At 34.2% G+C, this 13,970-nt stretch carries 19 protein-coding genes; 4 read left to right on the top strand and 15 right to left on the bottom strand.

Going from position 1 to position 13,970, the window contains the following annotated elements:
- Positions 1 to 391 precede the first annotated feature (391 nt).
- A complete protein-coding gene (locus M3600_RS27165; protein WP_237942171.1) occupies positions 392 to 1,387 on the top strand; it encodes a metal-dependent hydrolase in 996 nt (331 codons plus the stop codon).
- A 4-nt stretch (positions 1,388 to 1,391) separates the two neighbouring features.
- On the top strand, positions 1,392 to 2,531 hold the full coding sequence (locus M3600_RS27160) for an MGDG synthase family glycosyltransferase (RefSeq protein WP_237942173.1): 1,140 nt from the start codon (positions 1,392 to 1,394) through the stop codon (positions 2,529 to 2,531).
- 56 nt (positions 2,532 to 2,587) lie between these two features.
- On the opposite strand, the gene M3600_RS27155 is transcribed toward M3600_RS27160, so the two are convergent.
- Positions 2,588 to 3,409 carry an alpha/beta fold hydrolase gene (locus tag M3600_RS27155; protein WP_192486411.1) on the bottom strand — a complete coding sequence of 274 codons (822 nt, stop codon included), beginning with the start codon at positions 3,407 to 3,409 and terminating at the stop codon, positions 2,588 to 2,590.
- Positions 3,410 to 3,577: 168 nt separating this feature from the next.
- A complete protein-coding gene (locus tag M3600_RS27150; protein WP_251648306.1) occupies positions 3,578 to 4,456 on the bottom strand; it encodes a radical SAM/SPASM domain-containing protein in 879 nt (292 codons plus the stop codon).
- A 251-nt stretch (positions 4,457 to 4,707) separates the two neighbouring features.
- Between M3600_RS27150 and M3600_RS27145 the strand changes: the two genes are divergently transcribed.
- Complete coding sequence (locus tag M3600_RS27145; RefSeq protein ID WP_192486409.1) at positions 4,708 to 5,193, top strand: hypothetical protein; 486 nt, start codon at positions 4,708 to 4,710, stop codon at positions 5,191 to 5,193.
- Between the two features lie 213 nt (positions 5,194 to 5,406).
- Here M3600_RS27145 and M3600_RS27140 read toward each other — a convergent pair whose 3' ends face one another.
- Positions 5,407 to 6,369: a helix-turn-helix transcriptional regulator gene (locus M3600_RS27140; protein WP_251648304.1), complete on the bottom strand. Its 963-nt coding sequence runs from the start codon at positions 6,367 to 6,369 to the stop codon at positions 5,407 to 5,409.
- Between the two features lie 109 nt (positions 6,370 to 6,478).
- Here M3600_RS27140 and M3600_RS27135 point away from each other — a divergent pair, with 109 nt between their 5' ends.
- Positions 6,479 to 6,961 carry a GyrI-like domain-containing protein gene (locus M3600_RS27135; protein WP_192486402.1) on the top strand — a complete coding sequence of 161 codons (483 nt, stop codon included), beginning with the start codon at positions 6,479 to 6,481 and terminating at the stop codon, positions 6,959 to 6,961.
- Positions 6,962 to 7,295: 334 nt separating this feature from the next.
- On the opposite strand, the gene M3600_RS27130 is transcribed toward M3600_RS27135, so the two are convergent.
- The 12 genes from M3600_RS27130 to M3600_RS27075 all read right to left on the bottom strand — a co-directional run bounded on the left by M3600_RS27130 (position 7,296) and on the right by M3600_RS27075 (position 13,784).
- Positions 7,296 to 8,843, bottom strand: a complete 1,548-nt coding sequence (locus M3600_RS27130) for a recombinase family protein (RefSeq protein ID WP_251648302.1) — start codon at positions 8,841 to 8,843, stop codon at positions 7,296 to 7,298.
- A gap of 13 nt (positions 8,844 to 8,856) precedes the next feature.
- Complete coding sequence (locus tag M3600_RS27125; protein WP_251648300.1) at positions 8,857 to 9,003, bottom strand: hypothetical protein; 147 nt, start codon at positions 9,001 to 9,003, stop codon at positions 8,857 to 8,859.
- A complete protein-coding gene (locus M3600_RS27120; RefSeq protein WP_251648298.1) occupies positions 8,996 to 9,820 on the bottom strand; it encodes a hypothetical protein in 825 nt (274 codons plus the stop codon). The genes M3600_RS27125 and M3600_RS27120 overlap by 8 nt, the downstream gene beginning before the upstream one ends.
- A 373-nt stretch (positions 9,821 to 10,193) precedes the next feature.
- Positions 10,194 to 10,529 carry a GIY-YIG nuclease family protein gene (locus tag M3600_RS27115; protein WP_251648296.1) on the bottom strand — a complete coding sequence of 112 codons (336 nt, stop codon included), beginning with the start codon at positions 10,527 to 10,529 and terminating at the stop codon, positions 10,194 to 10,196.
- Complete coding sequence (locus tag M3600_RS27110; RefSeq protein WP_251648294.1) at positions 10,530 to 10,718, bottom strand: hypothetical protein; 189 nt, start codon at positions 10,716 to 10,718, stop codon at positions 10,530 to 10,532.
- A gap of 4 nt (positions 10,719 to 10,722) precedes the next feature.
- On the bottom strand, positions 10,723 to 11,541 hold the full coding sequence (locus tag M3600_RS29295) for a recombinase family protein (protein ID WP_251648292.1): 819 nt from the start codon (positions 11,539 to 11,541) through the stop codon (positions 10,723 to 10,725).
- Between the two features lie 247 nt (positions 11,542 to 11,788).
- The gene (locus M3600_RS27100; RefSeq protein WP_251648290.1) at positions 11,789 to 12,001 is read right to left on the bottom strand and encodes a hypothetical protein; all 213 of its coding nucleotides are present in this window, start codon (positions 11,999 to 12,001) and stop codon (positions 11,789 to 11,791) included.
- A gap of 169 nt (positions 12,002 to 12,170) precedes the next feature.
- Entirely contained in the window at positions 12,171 to 12,683 is a 513-nt protein-coding gene (locus M3600_RS27095) for an HGGxSTG domain-containing protein (RefSeq protein ID WP_251648289.1), read from the bottom strand.
- A gap of 129 nt (positions 12,684 to 12,812) precedes the next feature.
- Positions 12,813 to 13,010 carry a hypothetical protein gene (locus M3600_RS27090; RefSeq protein ID WP_251648287.1) on the bottom strand — a complete coding sequence of 66 codons (198 nt, stop codon included), beginning with the start codon at positions 13,008 to 13,010 and terminating at the stop codon, positions 12,813 to 12,815.
- The gene (locus M3600_RS27085) at positions 13,010 to 13,156 is read right to left on the bottom strand and encodes a hypothetical protein (RefSeq protein ID WP_251648285.1); all 147 of its coding nucleotides are present in this window, start codon (positions 13,154 to 13,156) and stop codon (positions 13,010 to 13,012) included. Before M3600_RS27085 ends, M3600_RS27090 begins: the two co-directional genes overlap by 1 nt.
- On the bottom strand, positions 13,153 to 13,344 hold the full coding sequence (locus tag M3600_RS27080) for a hypothetical protein (protein WP_251648283.1): 192 nt from the start codon (positions 13,342 to 13,344) through the stop codon (positions 13,153 to 13,155). Before M3600_RS27080 ends, M3600_RS27085 begins: the two co-directional genes overlap by 4 nt.
- The gene (locus M3600_RS27075) at positions 13,341 to 13,784 is read right to left on the bottom strand and encodes a hypothetical protein (RefSeq protein WP_251648281.1); all 444 of its coding nucleotides are present in this window, start codon (positions 13,782 to 13,784) and stop codon (positions 13,341 to 13,343) included. Before M3600_RS27075 ends, M3600_RS27080 begins: the two co-directional genes overlap by 4 nt.
- Positions 13,785 to 13,970 lie beyond the last annotated feature (186 nt).

Below are 13,970 nucleotides of genomic sequence, written 5' to 3'. Positions count from 1 at the left end.
TTTGAAAGCTTCCCAATGTTGGTGTTTATCAAAAAATATTCTTCTCAATATATTGGTCTCCATAAAATGAAAATACCACAGCTTAAATGACTGTGGTAGACCCAAATTTTTATACTTTCTTATCTTTCAAAAAAGGCAGGCGGTTTACAAGTAAAAAGATTGTAACCTCTGCCTTCCCCTATTTAACTCCTTTTATCAATCCAAAATCATAGACTCACCGTTTGAAATACTATCCTTACTTTCTATCAATCTTTAAAAAGCCATTTTCATACAGAATCTCTACATAATCTTTACATTAAATCACGAATGAAGGAACACATACCAAATATAATGAAGAGGACTTACCTATATACAAAGTGGTTTATATTGAAAAATGATAAGGAGTGATTATATGGATACAAGTTCTCACATTATTATGGGTTTTGGATTAGCTGCCCTTGCTCATATTGATCCTGTTATTGCTAATCAACCTGCCCTGTCACAAGCTGTTATGTTTGGAACAGTAATTGGTTCAAATGCTCCTGACTTTGACTTCATCTATCGTATGAAGGGCAAAGGAAGTTATATCCGAAATCACCGTTCCTTATCCCATTCTCTCCTAGCATTGCCATTATGGAGTCTCGCTGTTTCAGGTATTATTTATGCCTTTTTCCCGGAATCTTCCTTTCTTCATTTACTTTTATGGACATTTTTAGCTGTTATTTTGCATGTGCTTTTTGATTTATTCAATGTTCATGGAACTCAAGTTTTACTGCCCTTCTCGAAAAAGTGGATTGCCTTTGACTCCATTCCATTAGTAGATCCTACTATCCTATTCGTACATTTGCTGGGCTTTTGCCTGCTGCCGTTTTATGAAATGGGCAAAGTGTTTTTAATTATTTATATCTTTATTATTCTATATCTTGCTGTTCGAACTCTGTCGACCGTTTTAATTAAGAGAACGTTGCATCTGCATTTTCATCACTCTATTCGAATTAAATTAATCCCACGTATTTCCTTGTTTCATTGGGACGTTATCATTGAGACGAAAGAAGACTTTTTATTTGGAGTTTACTCAAATGGCAGTCTTAAGGTCGATCACTCTCTTGTAAAGAAAATAGAATATCCAAAAATAGTCACAGACAGTAAAAGCCACCCGCTTATTTCCGATTTTCTTTCTAGCACCCAATATGCATACCCATTTGTTCTTAAAAGAAAGAATGGATATTTGGTCTATTGGAAGGATCTGCGTTTTCGTACCAATAAGTTTTTTCCCATTCTTGCCATCCTTTCTGTATCATCCGATCACAAGATTAGAGACTGTTTTATCGGTACACTGTACTCCTTGAAACAATATAAGCAAGTTATAAAACAATTAAAAAATACAGCAATCTTAAAGAAGGGCTGATTCTATGGAAAAGACATTACTGATAATCTCCTCTGATATTACAGGACATGGGCATAAAAGCATCACAGAATCATTGTGTGAAAAAGTTCAATCTCATAATGATGTGAAAATTTTTGTAGTAGATGGATTTTCTCTCGGTAAACGGTTGCTTTTAAAAATTGGTCAATCCTATGGCCCTATCACAAGAAACTCTGAAAATCTTTGGAAAATGATTTGGAAACTATCTGCACTGAAGCCCCATCTAGTAGACAATTTTATTGAATCACTAATTAGAGATAATTTTCTAAAATTACTGGAAGATGTAAAACCAGACATGATTTTATCGGTTCATCCTAACTTTAATGGTTCTATCTTAAATATTTTAGAAAAGCAGGATATTCATATTCCTTTCTTTACTCTCATTGCTGATCTTGTGAATATTTTTCCTCTTTGGGCAGACAAAAGAGCACACTATATTATCAGCCCTACCTCTGAAGCTCAAAATAAATGCATTGAATTTGGGATTCCAGATGAGAAAATAAAGGTTTCCGGTTTTCCTGTCCGATCCCGATTTTTCCCTAAAAGTTATAATCATCGTAAATTTTATAAAAAAGGCCAATCTTTAACATGCTTAATTATGAGCGGTGGTGAAGGTGTTGGTAATATGAAGAAAATAGCTGACAATTTACTGAACCATTTTGATTGTAACGTTAAAATAGTAGCTGGAAAAAATCTCAATCTAAAAACCAAGCTGGAAATGTCCCTTAAGGCCAAATATGGTGATCGAGTAGAGATTTATGGTTTCACGAAAAACATCCAAGATCTCATGCTTTCAGCAGATATTGCCTTTACTAGAGGAAGTCCTAACGTCATGTTTGAAGCAATAGCTACCAATACGCCACTTATTATTACGGGAGCATTGCCAGGTCAGGAAGAGGATAATCCAACCTTTGCAGAGAACTTTAATTTAGGCGTAGTCTGTAAAAAACCAAAGGAAATTAAATATACGTTAACAAGTTTACTTGAAAATAATGGTGAGAAACTAAATGAAATGATTGTTAGTCAACGCAATTTTATCAATACAAAAGCAGCAGAAGACATTCTGCAATTTATTCTAGAGGTTGGCGACCCTTACTATGAAGCAGCCAAAGAAAAACTATCTTAATGAATTAACAAAAAAGGTGCTTAATCAAGCACCTTTTTTACATTAACTTGCCTTTATCAGTTTATATGCATCATGATATTCTTAAAAACAAGCTCTGGACGTTCCTCTGTAATTAAATGTCCTGTCTTTTCATAGGTAATTAACTGTGCATCGGGTAAATCACTAACAAGGCGTTTTCCTACCCCCACTGGAACAACACGGTCTTCCTCGCCCCATATCAATAATGTTGGCACTTGTATATCATTCAGCTGTTTTGGCAGTAAATCTCCCTCACGATGTCGCAGGAGTCGGATTAAAGCCTTATAAAATCCCATATCATCCAGCGGTTTACCGAATTCTCGAATCATTTCATCATTGATTAATGTTTGGTCAAAAAAGACATTTTTCAAATGATGTATGACACCCCTTCTTTGAATATAATGATAAACAAGCTTCTCAAAGTAAGGTAAATATGAAGTGAAAACGAGCGGTTTTTTCGCCCGTTTCAAATATCCAGAACTACATAATAAAACTAATTTATTAACTTTCTCAGGAGCCATCATGGCCATATAAAGCGCTATTTGACCTCCCATCGAATGAGCAACAATATGAGCATTAGAGTATCCAAACTGTTCCATACATTCTAACATTAGCTTCGCATAATTTTGAAAACTGTATATAAACGAAGTCGATTTCTCGCTTTTCCCAAATCCAGGGAGGTCAACAGCAACGACAGAATAATGCTCTTGCAATAAAGGTACAATGCGTCGAAACGTATAAGTTGAGGATGCAAAGCCGTGGATCAAAAGAATTGGTGGTTTATCATTCAATATGTATTCACAGTATAAGTTGATACCAGATACTTTAAGATAGGTTTGTTTTAATCCACTGACAGTCATTGTGTTCCACTCCTCCAGCTCCAATTGATTTTATTATTAATCAATTGGAGCTGGAGGATACAGGAAACATTATTTTTTCCAAATATATTCACCTGTTTTTAGTCTATAAAATCTAAAGGAGGTAGTGAGTTATCTAACTAACTCACTACCTCCTGCTCAATTGCCTCTCTATTTTCCAAATCTTTTACGATATCCGCATTTTCTGCAGAGTTCCTCTACTGCCACTCTTCGTGAAAAACCCGCTACAAGATTTTTTGCTCTATCCATTTCGATAATATCAGAAAATGAATTATCATTAATGTTACCAAGGTTAATAACTCCCTCACCATCTAAACAACAAGGAATAACCGTTCCGTTTGCTAAAATACCTGCTTGATTACGCATACCATAGCAAAAGCCCTTTCCATCATCTTCTTCCTCATGTAATGCAGGCCACTGAAACTCGTAATCTTGATTAATAAAGATGCGTTCCGCTAGTTTAACACCACTTCCTGGTGTGACCTTCTCTTCAATTTTGAAGTCTAACTCAAATTCTTTCTCAATAATTTCAAGCAACTCTCTGTTTCGTTTTCTTTCCAAATTCGTCGTATTATCTTGAGTGAGATTCCATAATCTCAGGGAAACTATCATATCAGATTGGCTCGTAGCTTCTTTAATAAAGGAAAGAATACTTCTCACATACCCTTCCTTATCTTTAGAACCAATATGGCCATCAAAGCTATGGAGTGAGAAATTCATTTGTCTTAGCGCAGGCTTATTTAGTAATTTTTCTCTCTTTTTATTAATTAATGTTCCATTTGTTGTAATATTAACTTTAAACCCTTTTTCATGGCTTACGTCTAACAAATCGCCTATTTTAGGATGAAGCAGCGGCTCACCCTTTACGTGTAAATAAATATAGTCTGTGTGCGGTTTAATTTGGTCTAATCGCTTAGAAAAATCCTCCACAGAAATGAATTGCTTCTGTCGTTCTGTTGGCGGACAAAAGCTGCATGCAAGATTACATACACTTGTAATCTCTAAGTAAAACTTCTTGAATTTTTTCACCATTAATTCCTCACTTCTTTAACTACTCACATCTGTATGAACTATTATCTATCCCTATTAGAGCATATTTGTTCATAAATAGAAACATACTTATTCATGGAAACTAGCGTTATTATTTTTGTTATGTATAGATTCCATTATATATGGAATCACAATTATATTTTAGTTACTTTTAAAGGATGCATCCGAATAAATATAAGAACCGAGAGCAACACTAATCATAAAACTATTGTGTGAGGTATTAAATAAACATGAAACAGATCATCCTCTGGTCACTCTTGATAGTGCCTTGGCTTTCCTTGTTTTTTTTGAAAATGGATACTGTCCGCAGATACATGCCGGTCGCTCTTTTTATGACCGTTATTCATACCTTGGCCTATCAAGCGGCTCATCATTATGGATGGTGGAATGAGACAGGTTCTAGTCTGTTCGGATGGGATAAAATCATTCCGGTTCCTTGGGTATATGGAGCCTATTTAGTGATTGTTATCTGGGTATTTCATTTTACTTATGAGAAGTTTTGGATATATTTGATTGTTAATATCCTTTTGGACGGGGGATTTATGTACATAGTTTACCCAATATGGCAACGGCTAGGAATGGTTTCAAGTAAATCGAGTTTGCCTACAATAGCTGTTGTCGCTATGATGGTCGGTTTTTCGTTAATCATCTATTTGTTTCAACTGTGGCAGGACGGCGGGTTTAAACGGTCTAGAGCAAAACGTGTAGATGATTAAGAACTGACTTAGTGTCAGTAGGCTTGACCTCTGAAATTCTAAGGGGCTCAAGCCTTTTAATTTATCGAGATAACGTTACATACTATATACTGCGAACTTTTTAAGAAAAACTCCTTCTAAGATGCCCTCTTTATTTTTAAGAAAGTACCATAGGCAATGCTAATGTTTAATTGTGGTACAATTCTCCGACTTAGATATAGGTACTAGCACCGCTTATGCATCAAATAACCATAATCTCTCTCGCAAATCATCTAAAACCTCTTCAGGCAATTCCTTGACCTTGATATCTCTACCTAAAAAAAGCAACCAGTTTGTCCATTCAGTTAATTCCTCTGGGTTTTTAACGTTAATAAAAACCTTTAGAATAGCTGCAGTTTGATAAGGATTCGTATAAGAAATGGATACCTTTAGTGGATGGTATTTTTTATATTGTGCAATCGCCCTTGGACCAAGTTCTAAGACAATGTTGTATACTTCCTGCTGTTTATGTAGTTTTTCTAAAATCTTTTTCTTACTTACTCTATTTTTTGTAGGATATGGCTCTACATTGGTGAGATTGTCGACAGGAATAATTCTCCTCTTTTCATCTTTTAAATCAAAGCCTTCAATTATCCATAGACTTTTTTCACGGTACAGATGCAGGAGAAAAATTGGATAAGAGCTTATTTCCTTCTCCTCTTTAATGGTAATCAGTAAATAGCTATCCAAAAGTAGTGTTTGGATAAGTTTCTCCAATGTTGGATGTGGAAGATCTGATAAATCAAGAAGATCAGGATTATGAGGATTGGTTCCTTCAAACAGTAAAATTTGATTTAAAAGCACTAAATCATCTTGTTGATTTTCTGAAAGAAGGCCAAGTAACTTTTCAGCCAAAGACTGTCTGCTCTTAAGATATGGGAGCTGTTGATTTCTTGTTGCCATGAAGGCAATAAAAAGAGCTTTGATTTCACTATCGGTAAAGTGAATATTAGGCAAAACGGAGTTGTTCATTACATAATATCCTCCGTCCCTTCCAACCTCAGCAACAAGCGGCATTCCCATACTTTCAATTTCTTTGATATCTCTGGTAGCTGTTGAACGAGAGATATTAAATTCTTGCATGATTTCAGAAATTGTAAAATGGGCACGATTATTAATATAGCGCATAACAGTATTAATCCGTTCAACTTTTTTCATAAAGGATCTCCTAAACAGTATCATTTTTTGACATGATTAAAGGTTATTATAAACACATCAAATGAAAACACAAGTCATTTGAAAAATTTCAAGAAGGAAGGTTTTGAATATGGCAGAGTATACTTTAGAAGAAAAAGAAAGCTTTACGGTTTTAGGTTTGGGAATTGAGCTAAAAAGCGATTATACAGACTATGCTGGTATAAATAAAGAAAAGTCAGATTTCTGGGAAGCTGTCAAACAAGATGGAAGACTTAACACTTTAAAAGCACTCGCTACAAATGACTATATTTTTGCTGTTAATGAGGCAGTGAATAACAAAATGATGCATTATGCCGGTGTCATGTCAGAGGAAACCTTACCAGAAGAGGAATCTAGAGTTATCCAATTTCCTAAAGGATTCTATTTAATTGTCAAAGGAGAAGCACTGACAGCTGAGGAGCTAAGCAATAAACTTACTGGGATTGCCTTTGGTCAAGTCTTACCAGAAGTACAGAATATCGCTTATGTTGGTGGACCAAACGCAAGTGTTGAGATGGAGCAGCGAAACGGTTTAATATATGGTGAAATGTGGATTCCGGTTGTTAAGAAATAAAAGCTAATAGCAAATGTGATTACAATTGACTTAGAGTGCTGTAATTTGTATTTGTTCAGTCAGGATATTCCTTCTAATAAGATTATCCTGACTGAACAAAAAATTAGCTTTTAATGTTTTTATAAGCGTTTTTAACTCTTTTTAGTTGTGGAGCTGTTAAGTGCTTCTCTTTTCCCGGTAACTATTTCTACCATACCATCATGATATTCTACTTGAACAAGCTTATGTGCCAGTTCATTACTTCGACCTAGCTAAGAAGCTAACACATTTAGTCCTGACATGATTATTCCTCACGTTTTACATACACTTGCTTGCGAACGAGAGAATCATTCACTTATGGTACGGTTCTGCTGACTTTATTAGATGGTAAACTAGGGGCAGAAGAAAACCAGAAGGTTATCTCCTTTACATCCTTCCGGTTCTCATCCATGTGTATCTCTTTTATTAACGACCTAACAAGCAACTTTTTTTCCTCGTCGCTAACTATCTCAAAAAATTTATTGAAATTTTTCAGCGTATAAATTACTTCATCCTTATTTATTGATGATTCATTGCTAATAATCTCGCTTTCTATTTTTTTTATATCTCTTTCTAATTTCTCAATTTCCTTTTGTAAATCACTCATTAAACGATTGTAAGTGCTACTTATCAAATGACCTTCAAAATAATCATTGTCTAGCTTTGACCGTTTATCGTATGACTTTTTAAGTTGTCTATTTATAAACCTTAAATCATTTTTGAATACCTCATTTTCTTTATCATTGTCACTATTTAGTTCATTTAACAAATCATTAAAAATATCATCATTATTCACTAAAAATGATATTTCATTTAATACTTTTTGCTCAACTTCTTCCTTTTTTATTAAATTCGTACCGCATACTGCTTTTCCCTTATTGTGATATGCTTGACACATATAATAAAGATGGTAGTCGTCACTATTTTTCTTTTTTGATTTACTCATTACAGTACCAGCACCACATTTAGGGCACTTTAATAACCCCGTTAAAAAGAAATTACCATTAAAATTTCTATTAGAAGTAAATGATTTCTTTTGAAACTCGTTTATCCCCTGTACCTTGTCCCATAGTTCTTGTTCAATAATAGCTTCATGGACACCATCAACAATTATTGGTTCTACTTTTCCCGCTCTTCTCTTTGTACTCCATTCTTGATGCTTTTTCCAAACCATTTTTCCAATGTATATATGGTTATTCACAATAAGCTTAATTGCTGGAATACTAAAATTTTTCCCTTTTTTAGTTTTTATTCCCCTAGTATTTAATGTATTTGCTATAAATTTATAGCCCTTTCCGTCCGCCCTAAGTTTAAATATTTCCCTGACAATTGCACTCTCTTGCTCATTTATAATTAATTGCTTATCTACTGAATCATAACCTAGAATTGAACCACCGTTCCAATAACCTTTTTCAGCTCTTTTTTGCATTCCCGCATTAACTCGGTCTATAATGGTTGCTCTTTCGTAACGTGCAAATGTACTTAGTAAAGAGATAAACATATGCCCTGTTGGTGAGGATGAATCCATGTCAATAGAGGTAATTATTAATTTCTTGTTTCTTGGTGTTAATTCATTATCAATCAGTGAAACTACATCTGTATTATTTCGAGAGAGACGGTCAACTTTCCATACTAAAATTATATCTATTCTATCGTTCATTAAATCATTAAATAATCTTTGGATTTCAGGCCTATCAAAATTCTTTCCAGAATAACCCCCATCATTATATACATCATATATTTCAAACCCTTTCTTTTCAGCAAATTCTTTCAACATACTCTCCTGTGCTTCAAGGGAATGTCCTTGTATTTGTTCCTCTGTTGAAACCCTTATATAAATGGCTGCTCTTTCTCTTTTTTCCATTGTAATATACCTCCTAGCTGGAAGATTTAGTATCGTCTTTTGCCTTTAATAACTCACCAGCATATTTTTTTATTAAATGTGCAAGAGCCTTGATAGCTTCTTCCTTTTTTAGTTCCGCTTCATTGTGTTTGGATAAACATAGTCTATTATTTTCATTCATTTGACTCACCTAATAAAATACCTTTTATTGTTGATATCTGTTCAACCCAAGCACTTTGAAGCACGTGGTCAAAATCTATTTGCTCTTGGCTATCTAGTTGTTTTTTTAAAACCCTTCTATAATGTCTAGAAAATTCATTAATTGCCATCTTACCGCTCAGCAAACAAATTAATATAGCTTTATATATAGGTGTAAGTTGATTGTCTAGGTTAATTATTGTTCCAGTGTATAATTTATTGAATGATGGGGGTTCTATTAATAATTCCTCTAACTTTATTGGTCTAGTAGGTTTATAGACTATTTCCACTCTTGTTAGCTCATCATTTATAACAATACCCTTGCTTGCTAACTCTTCCTTTTTATCATATATACGGCAATATCCATGTTTTCTACGTTGACCTTTACCACCAAAATATCTTGTACCTTGAAATATATTCATTTGCCTTCCAGTATTTGATGTAACAAATATATTGTTTAAAGGTAGTGGAATATTAAAAGCAACATCCGTAGATACAAAGTAAATATCTCTACTTATTTCTTTTAGTTTTTTTAGTAATGTTGAAAATTCACTTAAATATTTCGGATGTGTTTCTAAGCGGAGTTTTCCAAACGGTTTCCAAATCTCATATTTTGACTGATAATAAAATTTAATATATGCGTTACTTTTTTTACTTATCTGTAAGCAACGGTGATAGTGGAAACCCTCAGTACTCTTAATATTGCTAATTTCTCCTTCTTCCTCTAAAGCATGAAAAAAGTTAAGAGGTATGTTGCCATATTCTAATACCAATTTGTCTAACTTTACATTTGCTAACAATGAGCTCATCTCCTTAATTTTTGAAATTTAAGGTGACAAGGTTTTTAAGTTTATAAGTTATAAGTGGTTATTGGTTGATAGATTAAGTACTTAATTACAAGATGTATTCCTTTATTAAGCCTAATTTTTATATCCGTTTTTTTCGCCACGAGATACTTCATTTTGACAATGAAAACACAAAGGAAAGGGTAATTATGGTGCAAGGATAAAAAGTTCATAGCAACCAATCTCGTACGTTGCTTGTCCGTACATAATAATCTATTGTAAAGTTAATTCATTTTTTAAATTGTAATTTATGGAATTTTATTTTTAGCAAAAAAAATCAACTTTCTTTCGAGAAGAGAGCTGAGGCTTAGTATTATCCTTTCAACAATTAATACCTATACTTATTGAGCTTTGGTTTTAGTTCTCTGATATATTTTCTTTCAAGGATAGTAACATCTCCATCTACGGACTTAATACCAATTAATAAAACTTCTTGAAAATAACCTGAAAGTTTCCCCTGATAAAGGTGTTCAGGAAGTCTTTTCCGTAAATCTATTGATGAACCAATATATAAAATTTCAAGTTTATAATTTAATATTGCATAAACCCCTCTATTAATCTCTTTATGCTTGTTGGTATTAAACCACTGTGATATATCAGACCTGTTGAACCCTGGAGCTACTATATATTCATCAAATAAGCTTAGAAAATTATTTATCTCCATCTACTCATCCTCTTTCCAACCTAATTCAAGCTTTATCTTTTCTTCTATTTTTTCAATTCTTTCTCTTTCCTTCGCCAACTCTTCAAACCATTCTTTATCGTTCATTTCAAGTGCTAGATGCATAAGTTCCAAATAATCTTTAGAAGACTTTCTAGGAAGTTTCTTCATACTCTCAAAATCTGATTTCAATTAACTATGCCCCCTTTCGTATGTTCCTTTTCAATTGGGATTGCACTTTTCCGAATGTAATTCTATTAATTAATGGCTCATGGCTACCTTTTACGTTTATATCAGAATGTTTTACCTCTCCTATGTAGAAACGGTTGGTCAATATATTTCTAATTGCCATAGTTGAAAAATCTTTTGCCTGTTGAGTTTTAAAGCCATGTTCTTTCAAGTAACCTTGAACCTTTGCAAGTGATTTGTTCTCTAGGTACTGCTTAAATATTTCTTTAATTATTGGTGCTTTCTCTTCATCAATTACCACAATAGGTTTTTTCACTCCTTCATGCTTCCACTTATAACCTATGGGAGCATTACCACAAGCTTTTACTCCACCTTTAGCTTTTTGACGCCTGCCTTTTGCCAGCTTCATGTTTATACTTAAGCGGTCATATTGGTCTAGCAATTCCATCATTCCATTAATTAGAAAATCATTAGGATCTTTATCGTAAATAGAATATGTACGTTGCTCTACGCTATTTATTTCGGCATTAGCTTTCATTAGTTGCCGTTTAATCATTACCTTAGCATTGTCTGCCCGCCATAAACGACTTGTATTCATTACAATAACTCGCTTTACTTCACCCTCTGAAAGAGCAGATAACAAGTCTGTAAGTCCATCTCGGTCGATTAATGTCCCACTCACTCCCAAATCTTGAAAAACCTCTATAAGCTCTAGTCCGTTTGCCTTGCAATGCTCCTTGATGGCATTTTCTTGAACATCTTTACCATAACCTCTTTCAGCTTGTGTTTCAGTTGAGACACGTACATAACCAAAAACCTTTTCCACTTCACCACTCCTTCCTTTATTTGTAAAATGAGTATAAGACCTCTCGTACTCGTTGTAAACTCCTATGTATAAGACTTTATTAATAACTCACAAGAACACCTATATCAAAGGATTTTACTTGTTTTTAACTTCCTAAAAAGCATTAATAACCCATTATCCTATGAATGTATTAATAGAATTCCAAATAAAAAAATGAGTCGAACTAATCGACCCACTAGAATTAATTATGGTATTCATTTAGATTTTTCTAAGTTGATTGAACAACTTCATTTTTCTCTTTTTCCTTCTGCCTTTCCTTTTCTTTATCGACCACAATTTTATCAATAATTTCTAAAATGCTTGTAGGTACTTCTGGGAAGAGAAAGTTCTGTATTAATACAACTTCACCTTCTATAACTGTAGCTCCATGCAAAAGACGCTTCACCAATCGCTTTTTTTCTTTTTCCATACGTTTGTTCATTTCCTAACATCTCCTTTTAATTTTAAATTACATAAAATATATTGGGAAATGTTCATTTTTTTTAAGTGAACGAATGCTCTATTTTCTAAAAATCTTAACCCTATCAAAAATTTAAAAAGGAAAGGTATTGTATTTTCCCAAGAGTAATTTTATTTCCTTTAAATGTTTACTATGGACGTATCCGCTCTTTCCGTAGGTCTGCCATGATGTCGACCAAAGTTCCTAGAGAACCATTATCATTATCAGTTGTTTCAGCTGACAACGAACGATTTTCCCTAATTAAATCAACCGCCCTTGCATCAGTGCGTGTCAAAGCAAATTCAAGGCTTTCAAGTAGTTCCTCGTCAGGCTTTTTCTTTTTCAACTCGTCCACATAGCGTTTCATCAGTCGAAAAGTTCTTATTTCAAGAATTTTATACCGCCCGTTTACTTGCGTAGCTGGGTCTGTCGAAACTCGCTCATACAGTTCTTTTTCTTCCTCTGACAAAGTATCAAATGAAATTGTTTCATATTCGCCTGTTTTTAGTGCATTTTTATTACCTTTTAGGCTTTCGCGGTGCTTTTCCTTGTCTTTCGGTCCTGTACTTTTTCCACCATGAAGCCGACATTTTCCGTTTTTCAACGGTGTTTTCTTACATGATGTGCCGCTTCTTGTAGTTGCTCCGCATACCGTCTTTTCCATGTTTACACCTCCAAAGTCCATGTCATGGGGTATCGTTTTCAAAAATGAGGGGGAGCAATCCGCCCCACCCCCTTTATCTGTTCTCAATAAAATCTTTTTTCAACTTGTATTACTGCTTATTACTCTAATTCACCCATTATTCATCTGTGGTACTGCTTTTGCTTTCGCTATTGTTATTCTTGCTCTGTATTCTGCTTCCAGTCCTTTTTCCTTGATGAATGCTATAAGTTGAAGTAATTCCGCCGACCGTTCAAATAAAAGCGTTTCTAGTTGCTCTATATCGCCTGTGACGTTTAAAAATTGGTTTACTTTTTCTTCAAATGTCATTACTTTCCCACCCCCACCAGGGCATTATTTATCATGCCTAGATATGCTTTATCTGTACTCTGTTCCTGTTCGGTGACAATCTCTAAAACAGGCTCACTTTCAACTATTTCAATTACTTCTGTTGACCTTAAATCGTTTATTTTCATTGCTCTTGCTCCTTTGCTAAGCGAGAGTAAAAATTAATACTATTCTGCTTCAATTTTTCTTTATTCTTTTCCCGCCATTTCTTTTGGCTTTGCTTATGCTTTTTTTTATTTTCGGGGTTCTGTAACCATTTCTTTTGGTATGCCCTTTGGTACTGTCTTCTTGCTTCAAGTGTATTTACATTCATCACTCGCTTCCCTCTAACTCTAAAATGCGTTGTTCTGAATGTTTCAAGGTAAATTCAGTATCTGAAATAGCTTTCTGCTGTTCTGCCAATTTGTCCTGGTATTCCTTTTCCAACCTCTGTAATTCCTGTTGTTGACGGTCTAAAATACCTGTATCTAATTTCAGCTTGTTCTTTAGGCGGTAGGCTTCCGCTTGTAATTCCTCAATTTCGTTATCAATTTCAATACGTTTTTTATCAAGTTTCTTGCCGACAACATCACGCAGGTGATAATATTTTCCCTCTAGTTCGTGAGCCTTTAACGTGTGGCCACTGTCTAAACAAACGTTTCTTTCCTCCCAAAGTACCTTATATTGTCGTACATTTTCCGCCTGTTGGTCTAAAATCGCCGACAATTCCCCCTGTTTTTCCTCAATAAGTCCTTTTAATGCTTCCTTTCTTGCCATTTGTCATGACCTCCTATGTTTTTTTGATAATAAAAAAAAGCCAATACTCCGCATGGAATAAAGTAAAATGTACCCTATAGAGTAGACACTTAAAAAAAGTCTACCTATAGGGTATTTTTTTGTATAATTATGTAACACAACTAGAGAAACATGGAGACGGAGAAAATAATGAGTAAAAAGATTTTC

Origin of the sequence: Niallia sp. MER 6, from assembly GCF_023714395.1 — a bacterium.
Classification (GTDB): domain Bacteria; phylum Bacillota; class Bacilli; order Bacillales; family Cytobacillaceae; genus Niallia.
This window is presented reverse-complemented; position numbering and strand designations above follow the sequence as displayed.